This window comes from Komagataeibacter ossonobensis (genome assembly GCF_057359305.1).
This window is the reverse complement of the sequence record NZ_JBXAYQ010000014.1, coordinates 11904-34780: the sequence shown is the minus strand read 5'-3', so window position 1 is coordinate 34780 and position 22877 is coordinate 11904. Positions and strand designations below refer to the sequence as shown.

The window sequence follows — 22877 nt, the reverse complement described above, 5'->3', positions numbered from 1 at the left end:
CATGACCGGCAGGCGCAGGGATCATTGCCCGGTCCTGTGGCTGCCATCCATGACCCGGCGCGTCACATGCGGGGATATCGACGATGCCCTCCATCCACGTAACGACCAGCCTGCCACCTGTCGGCAACGACAACGCCTGACACACTGAGACCGACCGCACCATGGCCCGCTTCGCTATCGGTCAATGTAGGGGATATGACAGGCTACCGTCTGGTCCGTGCCTCGACATGGCCTGATACTCGTGGCAGAACGCATTACCTACCTGTCAATGCCGCCAGCATGCTGGCCACAACGGCCCGTTCTGGCCATGAACCACCATTTTCTCGCGTCTTGAATGTTCACGATGCGCTGCTGCATGATGACCCGGACAAGAGGAGATTGAATGAAGCCCGTTGCCCCGACCATTTCCCCCAAGCCGGGTTTACGTGAACGCAAGCAGGCACGTGCGCGCACCACTCTGATTGCCGAGGCAATGCGGCTGTTTTCCGCCCAGGGCTATGACCAGACCACGGTGGATGAAATTGCCGACGCGGCCGAAGTCTCGCGCCGGACCCTGTTCCGCATGTTCGAGACGAAGGGCGATATCGTGCTGGCATGGACGCGGGGCATGACACAGACGCTGAATGACGCCCTGGCCACCTGCCCCGCCGACATGCACCCGGCGGACGCCATGATGCATGCCTTTACCTCGCTGGTGCCACGCATCGCGGCGAACCGGCAGGATACCTATGCTTTTGTCTATCTGATTGAAAAGACGCCTTCGCTGCAGACAGTCAGCTTGCAGAAATATGGCAAGTGGGAGGACTGTCTGGCGGAAGGGCTGGCGAAGCGGATTACCGAACGCAAGAACCGCCGGATGGCCGCACGCCTTATGGCACGTGGCGGAATCGCCATTTTCCGTACGGCGCTGGATGAATGGATCCGGCTGAAGGGGCGGCCCGCGCTGGTGCCGCTTTTGCAGAAAACATATGAACTGCAGGCGTCACTCTGGCCCGACCATGCCGGGGCCGGGCCAGAGGACGCTGCCTGAGCCAGCAGGCAGCGATCAGGGAACCTGTGCCGCGTCAGTCCAGGCGCACGGACGGGCGAACAAACACATCCAGCCAGTCCACAAGGCAGGACATCAGGCCACGGAACGTGCCATACAGTTCGAACTGGTGCTGGCGATACAGCATCAGGTGGACCATGCGCGCGCTGATACCACGCAGCCAGCCGCCACCGAATACCTTGCCACCGGGGAAAGTGCCCCAGCCATTATAATCACCCAGCGCCACGACCGCGCCCTTGTTATGGAATGCAAAAGGCTTCAGCGGGCGGCCATTGATCCATGCGGGCATGCAACGGGCCAGGTGATGGGCCTGCTGGCGGGCGGCCTGTGCGGTGGGCGCAACGGGCTTGTCCGCGATGAAGGCACAGTCACCCATGGCGAAGATGCTGTCATCTTCCACAAGCTGCAACGTCGGGCGGACCTCAAGCTGGCCGGAGCGTGACAGTTTCAGCTCACCGAATTTGCGCGTGACATCAGGCGCCTTCACCCCTGCCGCCCAGACACGCAGCGTTGCGGGAATGCGCGTGCCATCCTTGAGCATGAAGCCTTTTTCATCCGCACCGCTGACCATGGCGGAGGTTTTCACACTCACGCCGATTTTCTCCAGTTCCTTCTGCGCGGCGGTCGAGACCGCTTCGGGAAAGGCCGGCAGGATACGGGGACCAGCTTCAAGCAGGGTAATGTTCAGCTTGGGCGGCTTCTTGCCAAAGCTGTAGAGCGAGGCAAGGTCAAGCGCCTTGTGCAGTTCCGCTGCAAGCTGCGTGCCGGTGGCACCACCACCCACAATGGCGATGTCAAGCTGTTCGTTGTTACCGAACGCCTTGAGCAGTTCCATGCGGAAACGGTCGTTAAAGCCGTTGGCATCCACAAGGTTGTCAATGAACAGGCAGTGCTCGGCCACGCCTGGGGTGCCGAAATCATTGGCGCGGCTGCCGATCGACAGCACCAGCGCGTCATATTCCAGCTTGCGCTCATCCAGGATCACCTCACCCGTCGGTTCGACAACCGGGGCAAGGGTAATGGTCTTGGCCTTGCGGTCCATGCCCGCAATCTCACCCGGCCAGAATTCGAAATGATGGCGACTGGCCTGCGACAGGAAGCTGATGCGGTCGTTTTCGTTAGCGGCCGTGCCCGCTGCAAAGCAGTGGAGCATCGGTTTCCATACATGGGCGAAACTCTTGTCAACCAGCGTGATTTCCGCCCGGCCCGATTTGCCGATTGAATCACCCAGCCGTGTTGCCAGCGCCAGACCGGCCACACCGCCCCCAACAATTACGACCCGAAACTTTTGTGCCATCCTATGCCTCTTTTTTACTACTGCCGCACAGTGTCCCGGTCCCGTGGGAAAAACCCTGTCGCATATCCTGAAATACCGAAAACTGCCTTGTGCCGGGTTCTACGCGCGTGACCCGGGTAACATGCCGCGGCGGCCGACCCGGTAAACCAGTCCGACCGCCGCGCCATGCCTTGTGCCCTATGGGGTTTTCACCCCATCAGCGGATCAGAAGAAGCCGCGCTTCTTGTCGCTGTAGCTGACCAGCATGTTCTTGGTCTGCTGGTAGTGCTCAAGCACCATCTTGTGGGTTTCACGGCCGATGCCGGACTTCTTGTATCCGCCGAATGCCGCATGCGCGGGATAGACGTGATAGCAGTTGATCCACACGCGACCGGCTTCCAGCCCGCGACCCATGCGGTAGCAGGTGTTGGCGTCACGGCTCCACACACCCGAGCCGAGGCCGAAGGGGGTGTCGTTGGCGATGGCCAGCGCTTCTTCTTCCGTCTTGAAGGTCGTTACGGCCAGAACCGGGCCAAAGATCTCTTCCTGGAAGATGCGCATCTTGTTGTTGCCCTTGAACACGGTCGGCTGCACGTAGCACCCGTTGTTCAGGTCCCCACCAAGATCGGGACGGCCGCCACCGGTCAGCAGTTCAGCGCCTTCGCCCTTGCCGATATCGATGTAGGACAGGATCTTTTCCTGATGCCCGTGGGAGTTCTGCGCACCCATCATGGTGTTGGGATCAAGCGGGTTGCCCTGACGGATCGCCTTGATGCGGGGCAGAGCGCGCTCCATGAACTTCTCATAGATCGATTCATGGACCAGCGCACGGCTGGGGCAGGAGCAGATCTGGCCCTGGTTAAGGGCGAACATGGTGAAGCCTTCGATTGCCTTGTCCAGGTAATCGTCGTCCTTGTCCATGATGTCGGCGAAGAAGATGTTCGGCGACTTGCCACCCAGTTCCAGCGTTGCCGGGATCAGGTGTTCGGCGGCAGCGTGCGCGATCATCTTGCCGGTCGGGGTGGAACCGGTAAAGGCGATCTTTGCAATACGGTCACTGTTGGACAGGGCGGCACCCACGTCCTTGCCCAGGCCGTTGACAATGTTCAGCGTTCCGGGCGGGAACAGGTCACCGATCAGTTCCATCAGCACCAGCATGGAAGCGGGCGTGCTTTCGGCGGGCTTCATGACCACGCAGTTCCCGGCGACCAGCGCGGGGGCCAGCTTCCACGAACCCATGAGCAGCGGGAAGTTCCACGGAATGATCTGGGCCACTACGCCCAGCGGCTCATGGAAATGGTAGGCGATGGTGGTGGCGTCGATCTCGCTCAGCGTGCCTTCCTGGGCGCGGATGCAGCCAGCGAAGTAACGGAAATGGTCGATTGCCAGCGGGATGTCGGCGGTCATGGTTTCGCGGATGGGCTTGCCGTTGTCCCATGTCTCGGCCCGGGCGAGCAGGTCGAGGTTCTTTTCCATGATATCGGCTGCCTTGAGCAGGATCAGCGCGCGGTCAGCCGGGGCCATTTCACCCCATGCGGCCTTGGCCTTGTGGGCGGCATCAAGTGCCAGTTCCACGTCGGCTGCGGTGGAAGCCGGAACTTCACACAGCACGCGGCCATCAACGGGGGAAGTGTTGGTCAGGTAATGACCATCAACGGGAGCCACCCACTTGCCACCGATATAGTTGCCATAACGGGCCTTGAACGGGGGGGCTGCTGAGATACTGTCTGACGGCATGGAAATATTACTCCAGAAATTATTTTTCAATCAGGAACACCTGAAGGAATGCGTATGATTATTTATTAAATCCCTGCGCCATTCCTGATTTTTACACTAAACCCAAAACATAGGCATGGATCTGGTCTGGATGACTGTCCTGTTCGCACGGCAATCATTTCGCGTGAACATGATCCCCTTTCAAACCGGACCGCCCTCTGGCCATACCCCGGTCATTGCCGGGGCACCATCTATATTCATCGATATATAGAGCGGAGCATGACCGCAACCCGAAAATAGGTAACGTAAACGTGAGGTGTGCATCTGGTGCCATAAGGACCATGGTGTAAATATATAAATATCAGTGTGTTAGCCATAATATAATCAGGAAAATATTTAATTTTTCGTATCTGCTGTCCGGATGGGACATGATGGCGCATGCCATGACAGGACACCGGGTGCCATGGATATGCCGTCGGGCTGGCATGGTTGGGGGACACATTTCTCCCCCGCCCGCCCGGTTCACCATGACGCAGCGATTACGGCGATAACTGCAATGCATCCATAACATAATGGCATGCAGGATTGCCTGCTTGCCGGATGGCTTTTATTCAAGAATCTATCAAATACTGTTGGAAATAAATAATGAATGAATGAAATAATAAAAGTTTCTGGATGCCACTTTTCCAAAAAAGTGACATTCCCTGATTTTTTTGAAAAAGCTTCACCCAAAACTTCTTTATAAGACTGTTTGAAAAGTCAGCACATGACAGCACTTTAAAATTAAAGGAAGTTTTTGGTGAAGCTTTTTGCAAAAGCTTCAAAAGAACGCCGCCTTTTTGAAAAAAGGCAGCACCCAAAAACTTTTATTGTTTTTTATCAATTGGTTGTTTTTAAATAGTCTCGATGATTTGCAGGCCGTTGCACATGACAGGTTTCCCAATGTAACCCATCCATATTGCCGCATATCGTCAGAACCGGAATACAAAATTTGACTGGTAATACGTTCCACTGGAACCACCAGCAGCATTAAGGGCATGCGACGTCATGAAACGGGATGCATACTGCGTCCATGACACATGCGTGTTGATCTGCCAGGCAATCGATACCTGGGGCGCCATGCCAATGAACCTGCCACGGAAATTACCAGAAAACTTGTAATTACCCGATGATTTGTAAATGGGGTCGTTCACACTGTCACGCCAGAACAGTGGATACTTGAACTGGATGCTGACAGACTTGAATGGCGTAATCCGGACCAGCGGCGCGAAACTGATCAGGTTGGACGCCGTCATGTACGTTGTCGTGTCAAGGTAGTTGGTCTGCGGGTTGAAGGGGGCAATATAGGTACCAATCGTCCCTGTCCGGTCAGACGAATTGCCACCCGAATACACATCCGTCTGGATCCCGGCGAATGTATTCAGCGTCTTTTCGGAAAAACGGTAACCCACCGAGGAATTGATGGCATAGGCACTGACATTGCGCGCCAGCGTGGTCCCGGACGGACGGAATACACCCCCCTGCCAGATGCCGCCCACCGAGAATTCAATCGGCCCCGCCACGCCATGCCAGCGCATGCCAAAATTATTGCGCGTGTTGGACCCGGTAACCGAACCGCCCGGCCCCGCAATCGCCCCGGCCGCGCCATTCAGCTTGTAGCCAATATAAAAGGCATCGACAAAGGAATACCCTTTCTGCCCCATGAAGGTGAAATCAGGGGGCGCCCATGTCGTATTGAAACCGTACAGGCGCGAAGCATAGTTTTCAGTATCATGAAACATCTTGTTTTCACTGTCATATGTCTGCACGAAACCCCATCCGTCGATACGGATGCGCTTCCATACCATGTAACCGCGGAACCCGTCCCATGACAGCGGCACGTTCGGCGTCTCACGGGCATACAGCATGTAGGATGGCGCATCGAGGAACTGCTGCCGTCCAAAAATGAAGCCACTTTTGGCGCCAAGCATATTCCACCGTACTTCCACAAAGGCCTGCTGCGCATCCAGACGCTTGCGATAGGTCGAACCATAACCGTACCCGCCCCACCCAGCGGCATCGGCATTTACCAGTTGACCGAAAAAGCGCAGGTGCGAACCGATATGCAGATCCGCACCATACAGATTGCGCACGGCGAAGCGCCCGGAATCATTAGGCTTTTGCGTACCAAGCAGCGGACGGGTTTCAAACCAGTTACGCAGGCGGGTTTCGCCGGAAAAACTGATCCATACATTCCCGCTGCGGGTCAGCGGGATGTATTTCAGCACGTCAAAGGGATCATTATGGTTTTTCCTGCCGCGCAGGTTGCTCCAGTCCTCGGCCCACGGTGTCACGCCATACGTCCCGACCGGGCCGAACCCTGCGGATTCCCCATTCCCCCGGTTGAACACGCCCCAGTCATACTGATGGCCATTCTTGCGGTTTTCCGCGCCACTCATGCGCAGGGGCTGCCCCACCGGGTTGGCATGCGGATAGACCTGTATCGGGGGACGCCGCCCGATACGGACAATCACGTTTTCAGACTGTGACTGTGATGCCTGTCCTGCCGGTACGGCTGTCCCTGCCGCATTGACCGAAACGGGAGCGGCCGCATGTGCCCCCTGCCCCATGGTAACAATCCCCGCAGGCAGGCTGAGCAGCATGGCCAGGACATGGAAATCTGTCCCCTTCCTGCCGTCCCGCACGGAATGCGTGCAGGCGCCCTTCCTGCGGATGGAACGGTAGCGAACGGTCGCGGCTGAATTCAGGGATGGCAACATTGTCACATACCACTTCGCTATATGCTGGGCATCATGGTTCATTAAGCACTGTTTATTTACGTATTATGTAATTAAAAACACGTCAATGACGTATTTTTATATTCCCCTTCGTGAGCGTTCAAAATACGTAGAATATCGGAAAAATTTCTATTAACCATCTGTTGTAAAACATTATATTTTATTTTTGGAATGGAACATAAAAATGGCGGGAGACATTTTTGTCGCATATAAAACGATAAGGATCGTACTATATACCCGTATCCATCATCGGCCATGGATCATAGATCCCTGTTGTCCCAAAAAGGGATGGAAACATTCATAAATGCAGGTACCATGCGTACTGCGCCAGAATGACATTTTCCTGTATTCTATTGATATAAAAAGAATATTTATGATTCTGGCTGTACGGGATGCAATCCGCTCCATGCTTCGTTAACGGCAGGGACAACCATACTGCTTCCCTATGCCAGAAGTATGTGACAACGAAGGCACAGACTTATCATACGATCATATTCGTGAATTATTCCACGATATAAAATGCGCCTTTCTTTCCTGTGGGTATGGATCCCTGAAACGTCCCTTATAGCAGGCCCGCGCACATCCGTTCAGAGACGGCTTGAAAAACCAACCTTTGCAATATCGTATCAATTATAAAGAATTTTTTGGTAAATCTTTTTGCAAAAAAAGGGACATCCAAGACCTTTCATTTTAGTTATCCATGCGTTGTTTCAAACGATCTCTTAATTAAGGGCAGACCATGAACCGGATGCCCCGCATTGCTGCGCTCTTGCCCCAAGAACAGGGGGCCAGATCCATGATGGTGCGCAGATTATCCCGCCACACCAGAACATCAAATATGATCGGACCGGATGCTGGCAGGATAGAAAACGGGGCATTTGCGTATCTCAAGATTATTCACTGTATGATGGTGTTTTTTTGCGGGACAATCCGACATCAACATAACGATATTTTTTATTTTCAATGGGTAGGCCATGATATTCATGGCTATCACGGCACCGCCCCGGTCCCTTTGGGCAATCAGGAAGCAGCCTTTTTCCGAAAGAAATTAACTTATAATTTCGTGATTAATGTTGACCATCATAAAAAATTGTATTTTCATGCGCCCATCAATCCGCACACCAACAGGCAGGAACGTTACCTAAAACCCGGATCAGTCCATGGCGACTGCCATACGCCATCGTATGAAACGCAATGCCGGTTTTTCCACGGCAGAAACAGTCATCCGAATCAGGAATGAAATGAAACTGAACGCCCCCATCACAAGAAGACACGCCCTTACCCTGCTGGGGACCGTAACCTGCCTGCCCATGATCCATGCAGCACAGGCAGCGGATGCCAGACGGTTGCGCATCGGGATCATGGCGGGCGAGGATGAGGATCTGTGGCGTGTCATCACCGCCAACGCCGCGAAGGAGGGGCTGGACCTCTCCATCGTGACATTTTCCGACTACAACACCCCTGACGAAGCTCTGGCCGAGCATGAAATTGATGCCAATGCCTTCCAGCACGGCCCCTTCCTGCAGGCGCAGATCGCCGCGCGCGGATATGACATCGTTGCAGTCGGAAATACCTATTTTTCGCCCATCGGGCTGTATTCGGCACGCTGGAAGTCGGTGACCGAGCTGCCACGGAACGCCGTGATCGGGGTGCCGAACGATCCCAGTAATGAAGGCCGCGCGCTGCATCTGCTCGAAACGCTGGGACTGATCAGGCTTGCACCTTCTGCGGGCCTGCTGCCGACCCCGCTGGATATTACCGACAATCCGCGCAACCTGACATTTCATGAACTGGATGCCGGGATTGTCGGGCGCTCCCTGCCCGACCTGGATGCGGCCGTCGTCAATACCAACTGGGCGCTGAAGGCGGAAATTGACCTGCAGAAACAGAAAATCGGGCAGGAATCCCTGCAAGACAACCCGTACGTCAACTTCATTGCCGTCAATGCGGCCGATGCGAAGGCACCGTGGGTGACGCCACTGGTCAATGCGGTCCACCAGCCGTCCACCCGCACGGCGATCGAGACGATCTTCCACGGTTCGGTCGTGCCAGCATGGACGTAGCACTGGTTCAGGTCAGCAATATCAGCCGCAGCTTTGGCGGCCACCTTGCACTGGATGACATAAGCTTCACCGTGGCACAGGGCGAAATACTGGGCGTGATTGGCCGATCGGGCGCGGGCAAGAGTTCCCTGCTGCGCTGCCTTGGTGCGCTGGACCGGCCCGATACCGGTCATATCATGATCGAGGGACACGACCTGACCACCCTGCCCCTGTCGCAACTGATTGGCCTGCGGCGCAGGATCGGGTTTGTATTCCAGCATTTCAATCTGCTGGGTTCCCGCACGGTGGCGGGCAATATCAGCCTGCCGCTTGAAATCGCGGGCATGTCGCGCGCGCGGCGGGCGGCACGGATTACCGAACTGCTTTCCCTCGTCGGGCTGTCGGATCATGGCCATAAATGGCCGGCGCAGCTATCGGGTGGGCAGAAACAGCGCGTAGGCATCGCCCGTGCACTGGCCAACGCACCTGCCCTGCTGCTGTGTGATGAAGCGACATCCGCCCTTGATCCTGAAACAACGACATCCATCCTTGACCTGCTGGCCCGCATCAACCGCGAACTGGGCCTGACCATCATCATGATTACCCATGAAATGGATGTCATCCGCCGGATTGCGACCCATCTGGTCGTCCTGGATCATGGCCGCGTGGTAGAAAACGGCCCGACGCTGGATATTCTGGGCGCGGATGCGCGTTCGCCCGTGACACAGGCGCTCCTGTCGGAAACACAGCCGCAGGTACCCCCCGCCATCCGCGCCAGACTGGTCGATACAGACTGCGCCGGCGCGCGCATTGTCATACGCCTGCGCATGGGCGGAGCAGTGGCGGGGCAACCAGTGCTGTCCACCCTGGGACGGCGTTTCGGGGTGGACGCCACCATACTGGCGGGTGGGACCAGCGAAATCGCGGGTCAGCCCTTTACCGACATGATTGTGTGCCTGAGCGATTATCCAGCCGAAATCCACGATTTCCTCCATGGCCTCGACCCCTCATTGAAAGTTCTTGGTTATGTCCCGGCTGATCTTTGACCTGATCCTGCGCGCAACGTGGGAAACAGCGCAGATGGTGCTGATATCGGGGCTTGTAGCCGTAATTGGCGGCCTGCCGCTGGCGCTGGTCATGGTGGCCACCCGCCGGGACGGCCTGCTGCCCTGCCCGCCCGTGGCGCGCCTGCTGGGGCTGGTCATTGACATGCTGCGCGCCATTCCCTTCATCATCCTGCTGGTGATCCTTATTCCCGTCACTCGCATGATCGTGGGCACGTCGCTTGGGACTACGGCGGCCATCGTGCCGCTATCGCTTGCGGCCATACCGTATTTCGCCCGCATTGCCGAAGTCTCGCTGCGCGAAGTGGACCCGGCACTGGTTGACGCGGTACGGACCATGGGCGGTACCCGGTGGATGATCGTCCGCCATGTCCTGATCCCCGAAGCCCTGCCCGGACTTGTCGCGGGCCTGACCGTTACCCTGATTACGCTGACCGGGGCATCGGCCATGGCCGGGGCGGTGGGGGCAGGCGGACTGGGTGATGTCGCCATCCGTTACGGCTACCAGCGTTTCAATACGGAAATCATGACGCTCGTGGTACTGGTCCTGATTGTCTTTGTCGCGTTGCTACAAACTATCGGGAACGCAATTTCCAATCACCTGCGCCATACCTGACAGGGGGCCATGCCCATGCACAGCGTACGTGACCGGACCGCCACTGCCCTGATCATCATGCTGGACGTGGCGTTTTACAGCATTGCCGGTCGGCCGGTCAGCACGATCGATATTGCGGACCGCTCTGGTCTGGCACGGCGTGGGATCGAACCCATCGTGCAATCCCTTGCCCGGTCCGGCCTGTTGCAGGGCGTGCGTGGCCCGCATGGGGGCTACCGGCTGGGCCATCCGGCAGGTGAAATCCTGCTGGCGGATATATACCGGGCCGCGATGCATGACGACGCCCCGGCCGAACGACGTCAGGGCACGCTGTTCAATACGGTTGTCCGGCCCTTTCTGGACCAGATGGAAGGTCTTCTGACCCACGAATACAGCAAGGTCACATTGCATGACTTCGTGCGGCAGGCCGAAACACGTGGCCTGCAGCGCCCGCCCGGCAGTCCGGCCAATTTTTCGATATAAACTGCTATTTTCTAAAAGATAAAAGTTTTTGGGCGCCGCCTTTTTTTCAAAAAGGCGTCACCAAAAACTTCTCATGATTTTCAATCAGTCCAGCCGGACGGAAGGGCGCACGAATACATCCAGCCAGTCCACAAGGCACGAAATCGTGCCACGCACCGGCCCATACAGTTCAAACTGATGCTGGCGATACAGCATGAGATGTACCATCCGCGCCGACAGCCCATGCAGCCAGCCACCGCCAAACACCGTACCGCCGGGGAACGTGCCCCAGCCATTATAATCACCCAGCGCCACGACAGCCCCCTTGTTATGGAAGGTGAAGGCGGGCAGCGGCTGGCCGCTCATCATCCATGCAGGCAATGCCTTGGCCAGGTGGTGCGCCTGCTGGCGGGCGGCCTGCGCGGTCGGGGCGACGGGTTTTTCAGCAATGAAGGCACAGTCGCCCATGGCAAAGATGTTGTCATCTTCCATGACCTGTAGCGTCGGCCTGACCTCAAGCTGGCCGGAACGCGACAGCTTCAGCCCGCCAAACTGCTTTGTCACATCCGGTGCCTTCACGCCCGCAGCCCAAACCCGCAGCGTTGCCGGAACACGGCTACCGTCCTTCAGGATAAAGCCGTTTTCATCCGCGCCACTGACCATGGCACCCGCGCGGACATCGACACCGATAGCCTCAAGCTGCTTGACGGCCGCATCCGATACGGATTCAGGGAATGCCGGCAGGATGCGCGGCCCGGCCTCCAGCAGGGTGATGCGCAGCTTGGGCGGTTTCTGGCCGAAACTGTAAAGCGATGCCAGATCCAGCGCCTTGTGCAGTTCCGCCGCCAGCTGCGTGCCAGTGGCGCCACCGCCGACAATGGCGATATCCAGTTCCTGATGATTGGCAAACGCCCGCAGCAGTTCCATGCGAAAGCGGTCATTGAAACCGTTCGCATCCACCAGATTGTCGATGAACATGCAGTGTTCGGCCACACCTGGCGTGCCGAAATCATTCGCCCGGCTGCCGATGGACAGGACCACCGCGTCATAATCCAGCGTGCGGGCGTCCACCACCTGCTCACCGGTCAGCGGATCCTTGATGGGGGCTAGCGAAATGGTCTTGGCCTGACGGTCAAGGGCCGTGATCTCACCAGGCCAGAATTCGAAATGATGGCGGCTGGCCTGTGACATGAAGCTTATGCGGTCATTTTCATTCGCGGCCGTGCCGGCGGCAAAGCAGTGCAGCATCGGCTTCCACACATGGGCGAAGCTCTTGTCCACCAATGTGATCTCCGCCCGCCCCGAGCGTCCGACCGAATTGCCCAGCCGTGTCGCCAGCGCAAGCCCGGCCACACCACCGCCTACAATAACGATCCGAAACTTTTGTGCCATCTCGATAATGCTCCAAACCCGCTCGCACGGCGCTCCGGCCCCCACATGGAAAACCCCGATACGCCACATCCATACAAACCACGTTGACGGGATTATAGGCAATCCAGCCCGTGCCCGAAACATGCGCTGGCACGGATTCAGATACGAAGGCGCAACAACCTGTCATCCACGCCCCCCATTTTTCGCGCCAGAGCGCGGAAAAACGGGATATCGGCACAGGCGATCAAAAGAACCCGATCTATTGCATCGGGGCGTCATAGATCCCCTCACCCCCGTCCCTCGCGCAGCAGCCCCGAGCAGCGGACATGACGGGCAACATCTATCCATTCCCGACGTTAGCCCGCATAACGGCAGACGCAACAGCTATGCCAACATACTGAAATCAATGACAGGACAGCAGGAGAAACCATGACCGCCACCCCACATGGACGCATTCAGGACAAGGTCGCCCTTATTACCGGTGCCGCAAGCGGGATCGGTCGGGCCACGGCCGAACGCTTCGCGGCAGAGGGCGCGCGACTGGCACTGACCGACCTCAATACCGATGCGCTGGATGAGCTGGTCAGCCAGTTTGAAAAAAGCGGGGTGCCCGTGATTTCAGTTCCCGCCGATGTCACAAGCGAGGCGGATATCAAGCGCGTGGTCCATGAAACCATGAAGCATTTCGGCCGGATCGACATTCTTGTCGCCAATGCGGGCGTCATTCCTGAAGCCGACCTGGCCACCGCCACGGCGGATCTGTGGGACCATACCATGGCGGTGGACGCACGCGGCATGTTCCTGAGCTGCAAGTACGCCGCCGCCGAGATGGTGCATGCCGGACAGGGTGCGATTGTCTGCCTGTCCTCCATTTCCGCCTTTGCCGGGCAGAAAGGACAGGCGGTCTATGGACCGGCCAAGTTCGTGGCATCGGGCATTACCAAGCATCTCGCCATCGACCTTGCGGACAAGGGCGTACGTGTCAATGCCGTGGCACCCGGCACGATCGATACCCCGGCAGTGGCTAAAATGGATGCGGACGCCATCCGCAAGGTGGTCGAGATGCACCCGATGGGACGCATGGGCAAGCCTGCGGAAATCGCCAGCGCGATCCTGTTCCTGGCATCCGATGACGCGTCATTCATCACTGGCGCGGTCCTGCCGGTTGATGGCGGGTATCTGGCGCAGTAACGCCATGAACGTTGGGCAGGCGGTCACGCCCGCCCCCGTCCATCAGGCGATATGCAGTTCCACGTCATGTTCGCGCAGCAGCGCGCATATGCGTTCGGATGGTTGCCGGTCGGTAAAGAAACCATGGACATGCGACAGGTGTCCCAGCCGTCCCATGGGCCTGCGGCCAAACTTGGTCTGGTCCGCCAGCAGGTAGACACGCCGGGCATTGCGCATCATGGCCTGCGCCACGCTGATTTCATCTGCATCAAAATCCAGCAGCGTACCATCTTCCTCGATCCCGCTTATGCCGATTACTGCGAAGTCGGTACGGTACTGTTCAATAAAGGTGCTGGCGGCGGAACCGGTAATCCCGCCGTCATAAAACCGCACCAGTCCCCCCGTCACGATCACCTGGAAATCCGTCTGCGCGGACAGGGGGGTGGCGACATGCAGGTTGTTGGTGATGACACGCAGCGCCTTGTGCCGCCGCAATGCCTTGGCAAAGGCTTCCGTGGTGGTGCCGATACTGACAAACAGGGATGAATTGTCGGGTATCTGCCGGGCGGCAAGGTGGCCGATGGCTTCCTTGGCGCGGCGGTTGAGCACCTGGCGTTCGGAATAGGCGATATTCTCGACCGACGAGGCCAGCCCCGCCCCGCCATGATGCCGCGCCACCAGCCCGCGCCGGGCCAACAGGTTGACATCACGGCGGATGGTCTGGACCGCAACATTCAGCCTCTGGGCCAGTTCCTCGTTCGAGACGTAACCCTGGGTGCGCACCAGTGTGATAATTTCATGGTGGCGTTCTTCAGCTGACACGTTGCCTGTTACTCCACTGCGTCATCCAAAACCTAGATCGCGCGCGCAACCGTGCGCCCGGTGGCCCCCAGATCGGCAAAGGACTGTTCCAGACGGTCCACGATCCCCTGTTCGCCAACCCGCAGCCACTTGCGCGGGTCATACAGTTTCTTGGTCGGCTTGCCGGTGCCGGGTGCGATCTGGTGGCTGAAGGCTTCGGCATGTTCATGCACGTAGCGGCCAATGCTGCTGGCGAATGCAAACTGGATATCGGTATCGATATTCATCTTGAACACGCCATAGGACACGGCTTCGGTAATCTTGGACTGTTCGGACCCCGAACCACCATGGAATACCAGCGCCAGCGGCTTTTCACCCCGCCCCGTAACCTTTGCCACCGCCGCCTGCGAATTGCGCAGAATTTCGGGCCGCAGCCTGACATTACCGGGCGCGTAGACGCCATGCACATTGCCGAACGACGCGGCAATGGTCACGAACCCGAGCGGGGACAGCGCTTCATACGCCTTCAGCACGTCTTCGGGCTGGGTATAGAGATGGGCGTTGTCCGCGCCGTCATCGAGGTCATGGCCTACGCCATCTTCCTCGCCACCCGTCACGCCAAGCTCGATTTCAAGGCCGATGCCCAACGGGGCCATGCGGCGCAGGAAGGTGGCGCATTCGGCGATATTGTCCTCCAGCGGTTCCGCCGAAAGGTCAATCATGTGCGAGGAGAACAGCGGCCGGCCGGTTTCCTTCACCGCTTCTTCGCTCGCATCGATCAGGCCGGAAATCCACGGCAGCAGCTTACGGTCGGCATGGTCGGTATGCAGGATCACGCACACGCCATAGGCGGCCGCCACCGTATGGACATGACGCGCCGCGGCCACGGCACCCAGCACGCGGGCCTGATCCGCGTCCTTCATGCCTTCGCCCGCGTAAAAACGCGCCCCCCCATTCGATAGCTGGATGATGACATCGGCACGGTTGCGGGCGGCGGCTTCCAGCACGGCGTTGATGCTGTCCGTGCCCACGACGTTCACCGCAGGCAGGGCGTAGCCTTCGTCCCGGCAGGTTTCAACCAGGCGGCGGTAATCAGCACCCGTCACCACACCGGGCTTCAGACCCAGACGGTGGGAAACCGCGTTCGCTGTATCGGTCATGTCGTTTCTCTATTGCCTGTTATTGTTGTTATGCAACGGATAAAATGTTCACCAGGTCTTGGTCTGGTAGTCGTGATGACCTTCCACGAAACGGATGGTGCCGGACTTGGAACGCATGACCAGCGAATGCGTGACCGTGCGCAGGCCACTGCGGCGGATACCGCGCAGAAGCGCCCCACCCGTAACGCCAGTGGCCGAAAACAGGACATCGCCCCGCGCCATGTCTTCCAGCGCCAGCTTGCGCGACGGGTCGGCGCCGGGGTTCATCTTGCGCGCACGCTCGATCTGCCCGTCATCCTCGAACAGCAGGCGACCCTGCATCTGCCCATGCACACAGCGTACGGCCGCGGCGGCCAGCACACCTTCGGGCGCGCCACCCGACCCCACGTAAATGTCGATTTCGCTATCATCCAGACATGCGGCAATGGCAGCCGCCACGTCACCATCACTGAGCAGCGTCACGCGGGCACCAACGGCGCGGGCGCGCGAAATCAGTTCCTCATGGCGTTCACGGTCCAGCGTGCACAGCATGAGTTCGGACACGTCGCATTTCTTGGCGGCCGCCAGCGACTTCAGGTTGGTCTCGATGCTGTTGTCCAGGTCCACCACGCCTTCGGGCAGGTAGGGGCCGACAACGATCTTGTCCATGTAGATGTCGGGTGCATGCAGGAAGTTGCCGCTTTCCGCCAGGGCCACAACCGTCAGCGCGTTGGGCAGGTTCTTGGCGCACAGGTTGGTGCCTTCCAGCGGGTCCACGGCAATATCCATGCCGGGGCCGCCCGCACCCACGTTTTCCCCGATGAACAGCATCGGGGCTTCATCCATCTCGCCTTCGCCAATGACCACGGTGCCGTTGATGGCAACCGTGTCGAACGCACGACGCATGGCCTCCACCGCCGCACCGTCGGCTTCGTTCTTCTGGCCACGGCCTGTCCATGCCGACGCGGCCACGGCGGCCGCTTCCGTCACGCGGACGAGTTCAAGCGCAAGGTTGCGATCCGTAACCTGATAGGGATTATGCCGGGTGGAGGTCATGAAACACTCTTTTCCTGTTTTCTTGCTATAATTCGTCGGTTACGCAGCAATGGTGGCGCTGAGCGTGCGGCGCACCGCCAGATGCCACCCTGCCACCATGCTGTCGCGCTGGGCCTTGTCCATTGTGGGGCGGAACAGCTGCCCGCGGCTCCAGGTGCCCTCGACTTCCGCAATGCTGCTCCATACCCCTGTCGCCAGCCCGGCCAGGAAAGCGGCGCCAAGGGCCGTCGTCTCGACCTGCTTGGGCCGTTCCACCGGCGTGCGCAGCATATCGGCAAGGAACTGGCAGAACCAGTCATTGACCGACATCCCGCCATCAACACGCAGTGCGCTCAGTTCCTCGCCACCATCCTCATGCATGGCATCCATGAGATCAAGCGTCTGATACGCCACCGATTCCAGCGCCGCGCGGGCGATATGGGCCGCCGTTGCATCCAGCGTCAGCCCGCAGATCAGGCCACGGGCATCCGGGTCCCAGTGCGGTGCGCCAAGGCCGACAAAACCGGGCACCATATAGACGCCATGGCTGTGCGGCACGCGGGTCGCCATGTCATCGGTCTGGGATGCATGGGTAATCAGGCTAAGCCCGTCACGCAGCCAGCGGATGGCGGCGCCGGCCACGAAAATCGACCCTTCCAGCGCGTATGTCGTCTCGGCACCGATGCGGTAGGCGATGGTGGTCAGCATGCGGTTTTCGGACTGGACCGGTGTGGTCCCGGTATTGAGCAGCGCGAAACAGCCCGTGCCATACGTCGCCTTGGCCGTGCCGGGCCTGAAGCAGGCCTGCCCCACCATGGCGGCATTCTGGTCACCCGCCATGCCCGCGACCTTCAACGGTTCGCCAAACAGCTCGGCCCGGGTCTCGCCAAAGATTTCGCTGTTGGTGCGTACTTCGGGCAGGATGGCGCGCGGCACGTTGAACAGCGCCAGCAGGTCATCATCCCACGCGCAGGTATGGATATTGAACAGAAGCGTGCGTGATGCATTGGTCGTATCGGTGGCATGCACCCGCCCACCCGTCAGCCGCCACAGCAGGAAGCTGTCGATCGTGCCGCAGGCCAGCTTTCCCTGCTCGGCCTGCACGCGCGCACCTTCGACATTATCAAGGATCCACGCGATTTTCGTGGCCGAGAAATAGGGATCCAGCAGCAGCCCGGTGCGTTCGCGCACAAGCGGTTCATGCCCCTGTTCATGCATGCGCGCGCAGACAGGCGTCGTGCGCCGGTCCTGCCAGACGATGGCGCGGTGAATGGGCTTTCCCGTTTCCCGGTCCCACACGACAACGGTTTCGCGCTGGTTGGTAATGCCGATCCCCGCGATCGTACCCGGACCACCGGCCTTTTCAATGGCTTCACGCGCGGTGGACAGGACGTTGGACCAGATTTCCTCCGGATCGTGTTCGACCCAGCCCGGATTGGGGTAATGCTGGGCAAATTCGGTACGCGCGACAGAAAGCGCATTGATGTCACGATCGAAGACGATGCTGCGGGTCGAGGTCGTTCCCTGATCGATAGCGAGAATTCTGTTCTTCTTGTTCATTATCTTCTCCTGCCCTGACGGGCGGATGCGGTTCTGGCCGTGGACGATGTTACGCCCACGGCCTGTTTGTCACGAAGCCGATTTTGCAGCGACCGGCTGGCGGCCACGCAGGTAGGTGTCAAGGCGGCCTGCGTCCTCATCGGTCACATGCAGCCCCATGCGGGAACGGCGCCACAGGATATCCTCGGTCGTCTGCGCCCATTCATGCGCGATCAGGTATTCCACTTCACGCGCGGTCAGGCCACCGCCAAACTGCTCGCCCATATCAGCCATGCTGCGCGCATCACCCACGATTTCAGTCGCACGCGAACCATAATTGCGCACCAGACGCCAGCACAGCTGTGCATCAAGGAACGGGGCCTTTGCCGCAAGGCGGCTGACCGCGCCATCAAACCCGCCCTCGCCCAGGTCACCGCCGGGCAGCACCTGATCCGCGGTCCAGCCCGGCGCGGACAGGACCGGCAGGAAGGGCTGCAGCTTCTCCAGCGCGTGTTCGGCCAGCTTGCGGTACGTGGTGATCTTGCCACCGAAGATGGACAGCATCGGCGCCTGATTGCCCTGCGTGTCCACATCCAGCACGTAATCACGCGTCACGGCGGAGGCGTTCTTGGCCGCGTCATCATAGAGCGGGCGCACGCCGGCGTAGCTCCACACCACGTCATCCGGCGTGACCGGCTTGGTGAAATAGCGGCTGACGCTTTCGCACAGGTAGCTGATTTCCTCGGGCGAGATCTCGACCCGGCCGGGGGCCTGCGTCCACGGCACGTCGGTGGTGCCGATCAGGGTGAATTTCTGCTCGTAGGGGATCGCGAAAACGATTCGCTTGTCCGGGTTCTGCAGGATATAGGCCTGCGGCCCGTCAAACAGGCGCGGCACCACGATATGGCTGCCCTTGACCAGGCGCACGTTCTTGTCGGAATCGACCTGCGCGCGCTTACGCAGCACCTCGCTCACCCACGGGCCACCGGCATTGACCAGTACCTTTGCCTGCACGGTCGTCTGGCTGCCATCGCGCGTGTTCTCGATCACCGCTTCCCATATGCCGTTAACGCGGCGGGCCTGCACAAGGCGGGTGCGGGTGCGGATATCGGCCCCGTGCACTTTGGCATCCATGGCGTTAAGCACGACAAGGCGGCTGTCCTGCACCCATCCATCAGAATAAGCAAAGCCACGCGCCAGCGTGCCGTTGAGCGGCCTGCCTGCCGAATTCGTGCGGAAATCAAGCGACTTGCACTTGGGCAGCGTCATGTTGGGCGCGAGGTGGTCATACAGGAACAGGCCAAGGCGCAGCATCCATGCGGGCCGTGCCTGCGGGGTATAGGGCAGCACGAAGCGCATCGGCCAGATGATGTGGGGCGCGATGCGCAGCAGGCGCTCACGTTCGATCAGCGCCTCACGCACCAGGCGGAATTCATAATATTCAAGGTAGCGCAGGCCACCATGGATCAGCTTGGTGCTGGCTGATGAAGTGTAGCTGGCAAGGTCGTCCTGCTCGACCAGCAGGACGGACGCGCCCCGCCCTGCGGCATCGCGCGCGATGCCCGTGCCGTTGATCCCACCGCCAACGACCAGCAGGTCGAGCGGGCCGCCCTGTGCCGCAGGGGTGCGGAATGTTTCGTCCTTGGACGCCATGGTAGATGTTCCTCCTGATACGCATGTTCGTAAACGAACATCGTGCGCGTTTCAATAGGGAAAGCGCACATCAGCCATGGTATTCCGTGAAATATTTCATGCATAAATATTGCCGGTTTTAGACATAAATTCGCCATATGCAGGTATTTATGTGTGTGGGCGGTTTTTGTGCATGTGCGAAAACGCGCAGTATGAGCCACCGCCCCGCCCCCGCTGCTGTCTGACACACACCAGCGCGGCATGCCCCCGAATCTGCCAGGCTGGAGAGGTTTCATGAAATATAATGAAATAAAAGGAAAAAGGAGAAACTTTCCCCCCGGCCAGCACACGTCCCCCTTTCCGACCCAGATATGTTCGTTTAAGAACATGGCAGGGCCGGAAACCCGCCACAAGGCGGACAGCCCATTCCCATCGAATGATAATAAAAGAATAAAGTGGGTTAAAATGCTAAAGAACCGACAGTTTCTGGGCGAACTGATATCAGAATGCATCGCGGTCATGATCATTGTCCTGATCGGTGATTCCGTGGCAGCCATGTACACACTGTATGATCCCAGCCCCTACAAGCTCTCATACTGGGGGGTTTCCATTGTATGGGGGTTGGGCGTGACCATCGCGATTTACGTGACCGGCAGCGTATCGGGCACCCATGCCAACCCGGCCGTATCGGTGGCGCTGGCGCTTTACCGTGGTTTTTCATGGCGCAAGGTGCCTGCCTACTGTGCGGCACAGGTATTGGGGGGCATGCTGGGTGCGGCCCTTGTCTATACGCTGTACCAGCCGGTCATAGACCATTACAACCAGTTGCATGGCATAAGCCGCGCCGATGGCGGGGCGGCCGGGGTATTTTTCACCCATCCGGGCGAATTCATCACGCCGCTCCATGCCTTCATGGATGAAACCATCCTGACGGCGCTGCTGGTCGGCGGCATCTTCGCGATCACCTGCGAGTACAACACCGTCGCACCGCAGGCCAATTCCAGCGCGCTGATCATCGGCCTGCTGGTGGCCAGCATTGGCGCGTGTTCAGGCTATCTGGAGGCATGGGCCATCAATCCCGCCCGTGACTTCGGCCCGCGCCTGTTCTGTTTCCTGGCCGGATGGGGCGGTTCCGCACTGCCTTCGGCGGACAATTTCTGGTGGGTGCCAATTGCTGGTCCACTGCTGGGCGGCGTGGTTGGTGCGGGCTGTTACCAGTTCCTGATCCGTCCGTTCATTCCGCGTCACGCCGGCGCGGTGCTTCCCCCGGTCCCATAACCTTCCTTTTCGCACCGCCGGATCATCCCGGCGGTGTTACGTTTCATCACGGGGCAGACCCAGAATGGTCCGCGCCCCGGATAACCAATTCAACAAAAGTTTTTGATAAAGCTTGTTTCAAAAAGCTTCGTGAAACGCCGCCTTTGTGAAAAAAGGCGGCACCCGGAAACTTTGTTCATTTCTTATTAATACTTAACGCTGCACGACGGTGCGGATGGCAAAGTTGCTCTGTATCCGGGCGACACCGGGCATGCGCGACAGTTCTTCCTTATGAATGCGTTCATAATCGGCGGCATCCCGTGCCTCGACCCGGACCAGATAATCGGCATCCCCCGTCATCAGGTAACATTCGCGCACATCGGCGCATTCGCGCACGCGGGCCTCGAACCGGCGCAGGCATTCCTCCGTCTGGCGTTCCAGCGTGATCTGTACGATCACGGTGGTCATGCCATGGACCGAACGCTCATCCACCAGCGCGCGATAGCCCCGGATCACCCCGTCCTTTTCCAGCATACGCACCCGCCGCAGGCAGGCGGAGGGGGACAGGCCGACCTTCTGCGCCAGTTCGGCATTGCTCATGCGTCCGTCATGGCGAAGGTTGCGCAATATGGCGTCTGTCAGACGATCGAATGCCATGGTGAATTTTCCGCTTATTTTCGTATATGATTGCGTACAGACAATTCTTAATTGCATAAAATTGCGTTAAACGACAGGACATTTTGTTTCAGTCAGCGTACGATCAGCCTGTCCCGCCAGCCCGATGGAGTACACGCCCCATGTCTGACCTGCCTTCCTTCCCGCACATTACCGGCTGGGCCGCACCGGGTGCGGGTGCGATGCTGGAAATTGACCTGGATGCGATCGCGGCGAATTACCGTCTGCTCAATACCCGCACGGGCAACACCACCTGCGCGGCAGTGGTCAAGGCTGATGCCTACGGGCTGGGTGCCCACCGGGTTGCCCCCGTGCTGGAACAGGCCGGGGCGAGTACCTTTTTTGTCGCTCATCTGGAAGAAGGCATCCGCCTGCGGCCGCATGTCGCCCCCACCGCACGCATTTTTGTCCTGCATGGCCCGATGCCGGGAACACAAGCCGAGTTCACGCGCCATGCCCTGCTGCCGGTGCTGAACAGCATGGAACAGGTGGCCGGATGGCGCATGCATGCGGGCAGGATGGAACAGCCCTTGCCCGCCGCCCTGCAGGTTGATACCGGCATGTCCCGCTTCGGCCTGTCCGGGCAGGATGTCACCACACTGGCGGCAAACCCGGACCTGCTGGATGGACTCGACACGCAACTGGTGATGAGCCACCTTGCCTGCGCCGATACCCCGGCCAGCCCCGCCAACACCATGCAGCGCGACCGCCTGCGCGCCATGGCCGCCCGCCTGCCTGCGGCCCCGCTGGCGCTTTCGGCCTCATCGGGGATCTTCCTTGGGCCTGATTACCATTTCGATCTTGTGCGTCCCGGTGCCGCCCTCTACGGCCTGGCGCCCAATGACGACGCGCCCAACCCCCTGCGCCCCACCGTGCGGCTGGGCGCGCGTATTGTCCAGCGCCGTACCATCAACGCGGGAGACGGCGTGGGCTATGGCCTGACATGGCGCGCCACGGGACCATGCCGGATCGCCACACTGGGCATCGGCTATGCCGACGGGTTCCTGCGCCACGGCGCCGATGGCCATGGATGTGCGTGGCTGGGGGACTACCGGCTGCCGATCCTTGGCCGCATTTCCATGGATTCCACCACCATCGACGTAAGCGACGTGCCCGAAAACGTGCTGGCGCAGGCCACGCATGTGGACATGATCGGCCCGCGCCGCAGTGTGGATGATGTCGCCCGGTCCGCTGGCACCATTGGCTATGAAGTGCTGACGGCGCTGGGTTCCCGTTTCCATCGCGCGTACCTGACACAGGCGGCGTGATGCGTTTCCA

General features: G+C 59.1%; 19 protein-coding genes. 9 read left to right on the top strand and 10 right to left on the bottom strand.

Annotated elements, in window-relative coordinates; genetic code table 11:
• The first annotated feature begins 382 nt into the window (after positions 1-382).
• Positions 383-1030 (top strand): TetR/AcrR family transcriptional regulator, encoded by a 648-nt coding sequence (locus AC1RQ9_RS09775; RefSeq protein WP_485986699.1) that lies wholly within the window; start codon positions 383-385, stop codon positions 1028-1030.
• A gap of 34 nt (positions 1031-1064) precedes the next feature.
• Here the strand turns inward: AC1RQ9_RS09775 and AC1RQ9_RS09770 are convergent, their stop codons facing one another.
• The 3 genes from AC1RQ9_RS09770 to AC1RQ9_RS09760 form a co-directional block, all read right to left on the bottom strand.
• Positions 1065-2345: an NAD(P)/FAD-dependent oxidoreductase gene (locus tag AC1RQ9_RS09770; RefSeq protein WP_193731523.1), complete on the bottom strand. Its 1281-nt coding sequence runs from the start codon at positions 2343-2345 to the stop codon at positions 1065-1067.
• Positions 2346-2549: 204 nt separating this feature from the next.
• Positions 2550-4061, bottom strand: coding sequence for an aldehyde dehydrogenase family protein (locus AC1RQ9_RS09765; RefSeq protein ID WP_193731522.1), 1512 nt, complete (start codon positions 4059-4061; stop codon positions 2550-2552).
• Between the two features lie 950 nt (positions 4062-5011).
• Positions 5012-6799, bottom strand: a complete 1788-nt coding sequence (locus AC1RQ9_RS09760; RefSeq protein WP_485986698.1) for an alginate export family protein — start codon at positions 6797-6799, stop codon at positions 5012-5014.
• Between the two features lie 757 nt (positions 6800-7556).
• Between AC1RQ9_RS09760 and AC1RQ9_RS09755 the strand changes: the two genes are divergently transcribed.
• From AC1RQ9_RS09755 to AC1RQ9_RS09735, 5 genes are read left to right on the top strand one after another with little or no spacing between them, the layout of a single operon-like run.
• Positions 7557-8057 carry a hypothetical protein gene (locus AC1RQ9_RS09755; protein ID WP_485986696.1) on the top strand — a complete coding sequence of 167 codons (501 nt, stop codon included), beginning with the start codon at positions 7557-7559 and terminating at the stop codon, positions 8055-8057.
• 1 nt (position 8058) lies between these two features.
• A complete protein-coding gene (locus tag AC1RQ9_RS09750) occupies positions 8059-8880 on the top strand; it encodes a MetQ/NlpA family ABC transporter substrate-binding protein (RefSeq protein WP_193731520.1) in 822 nt (273 codons plus the stop codon).
• Entirely contained in the window at positions 8871-9905 is a 1035-nt protein-coding gene (locus AC1RQ9_RS09745) for a methionine ABC transporter ATP-binding protein (protein ID WP_485986695.1), read from the top strand. Before AC1RQ9_RS09750 ends, AC1RQ9_RS09745 begins: the two co-directional genes overlap by 10 nt.
• Entirely contained in the window at positions 9886-10539 is a 654-nt protein-coding gene (locus AC1RQ9_RS09740) for a methionine ABC transporter permease (RefSeq protein ID WP_193731518.1), read from the top strand. The genes AC1RQ9_RS09745 and AC1RQ9_RS09740 overlap by 20 nt, the downstream gene beginning before the upstream one ends.
• 15 nt (positions 10540-10554) lie before the next feature.
• On the top strand, positions 10555-11001 hold the full coding sequence (locus AC1RQ9_RS09735) for an RrF2 family transcriptional regulator (protein ID WP_485986694.1): 447 nt from the start codon (positions 10555-10557) through the stop codon (positions 10999-11001).
• Positions 11002-11085: 84 nt separating this feature from the next.
• On the opposite strand, the gene AC1RQ9_RS09730 is transcribed toward AC1RQ9_RS09735, so the two are convergent.
• A complete protein-coding gene (locus AC1RQ9_RS09730) occupies positions 11086-12372 on the bottom strand; it encodes an NAD(P)/FAD-dependent oxidoreductase (RefSeq protein ID WP_485986692.1) in 1287 nt (428 codons plus the stop codon).
• Between the two features lie 408 nt (positions 12373-12780).
• Here AC1RQ9_RS09730 and AC1RQ9_RS09725 point away from each other — a divergent pair, with 408 nt between their 5' ends.
• Positions 12781-13542, top strand: coding sequence for an SDR family NAD(P)-dependent oxidoreductase (locus AC1RQ9_RS09725; RefSeq protein WP_193731515.1), 762 nt, complete (start codon positions 12781-12783; stop codon positions 13540-13542).
• Positions 13543-13584: 42 nt separating this feature from the next.
• Here AC1RQ9_RS09725 and AC1RQ9_RS09720 read toward each other — a convergent pair whose 3' ends face one another.
• The 5 genes from AC1RQ9_RS09720 to glpD form a co-directional block, all read right to left on the bottom strand.
• Positions 13585-14343 carry a DeoR family transcriptional regulator gene (locus tag AC1RQ9_RS09720; RefSeq protein ID WP_193731514.1) on the bottom strand — a complete coding sequence of 253 codons (759 nt, stop codon included), beginning with the start codon at positions 14341-14343 and terminating at the stop codon, positions 13585-13587.
• Between the two features lie 32 nt (positions 14344-14375).
• Entirely contained in the window at positions 14376-15482 is a 1107-nt protein-coding gene (gene fbaA / locus AC1RQ9_RS09715) for a class II fructose-bisphosphate aldolase (protein ID WP_193731513.1), read from the bottom strand.
• A 48-nt stretch (positions 15483-15530) separates the two neighbouring features.
• Positions 15531-16517, bottom strand: a complete 987-nt coding sequence (gene glpX / locus AC1RQ9_RS09710; RefSeq protein WP_193731512.1) for a class II fructose-bisphosphatase — start codon at positions 16515-16517, stop codon at positions 15531-15533.
• A 39-nt stretch (positions 16518-16556) separates the two neighbouring features.
• Positions 16557-18056: a glycerol kinase GlpK gene (gene glpK, locus AC1RQ9_RS09705; protein WP_485986690.1), complete on the bottom strand. Its 1500-nt coding sequence runs from the start codon at positions 18054-18056 to the stop codon at positions 16557-16559.
• A 69-nt stretch (positions 18057-18125) separates the two neighbouring features.
• On the bottom strand, positions 18126-19688 hold the full coding sequence (glpD, locus tag AC1RQ9_RS09700) for a glycerol-3-phosphate dehydrogenase (RefSeq protein WP_193731510.1): 1563 nt from the start codon (positions 19686-19688) through the stop codon (positions 18126-18128).
• 444 nt (positions 19689-20132) lie between these two features.
• Here glpD and AC1RQ9_RS09695 point away from each other — a divergent pair, with 444 nt between their 5' ends.
• On the top strand, positions 20133-20945 hold the full coding sequence (locus AC1RQ9_RS09695) for an MIP/aquaporin family protein (RefSeq protein WP_193731509.1): 813 nt from the start codon (positions 20133-20135) through the stop codon (positions 20943-20945).
• A 192-nt stretch (positions 20946-21137) separates the two neighbouring features.
• On the opposite strand, the gene AC1RQ9_RS09690 is transcribed toward AC1RQ9_RS09695, so the two are convergent.
• Entirely contained in the window at positions 21138-21581 is a 444-nt protein-coding gene (locus AC1RQ9_RS09690; RefSeq protein WP_019086029.1) for an Lrp/AsnC family transcriptional regulator, read from the bottom strand.
• Between the two features lie 140 nt (positions 21582-21721).
• Here AC1RQ9_RS09690 and alr point away from each other — a divergent pair, with 140 nt between their 5' ends.
• On the top strand, positions 21722-22867 hold the full coding sequence (gene alr / locus AC1RQ9_RS09685) for an alanine racemase (RefSeq protein ID WP_485986689.1): 1146 nt from the start codon (positions 21722-21724) through the stop codon (positions 22865-22867).
• The last annotated feature ends 10 nt before the right edge of the window (positions 22868-22877 follow it).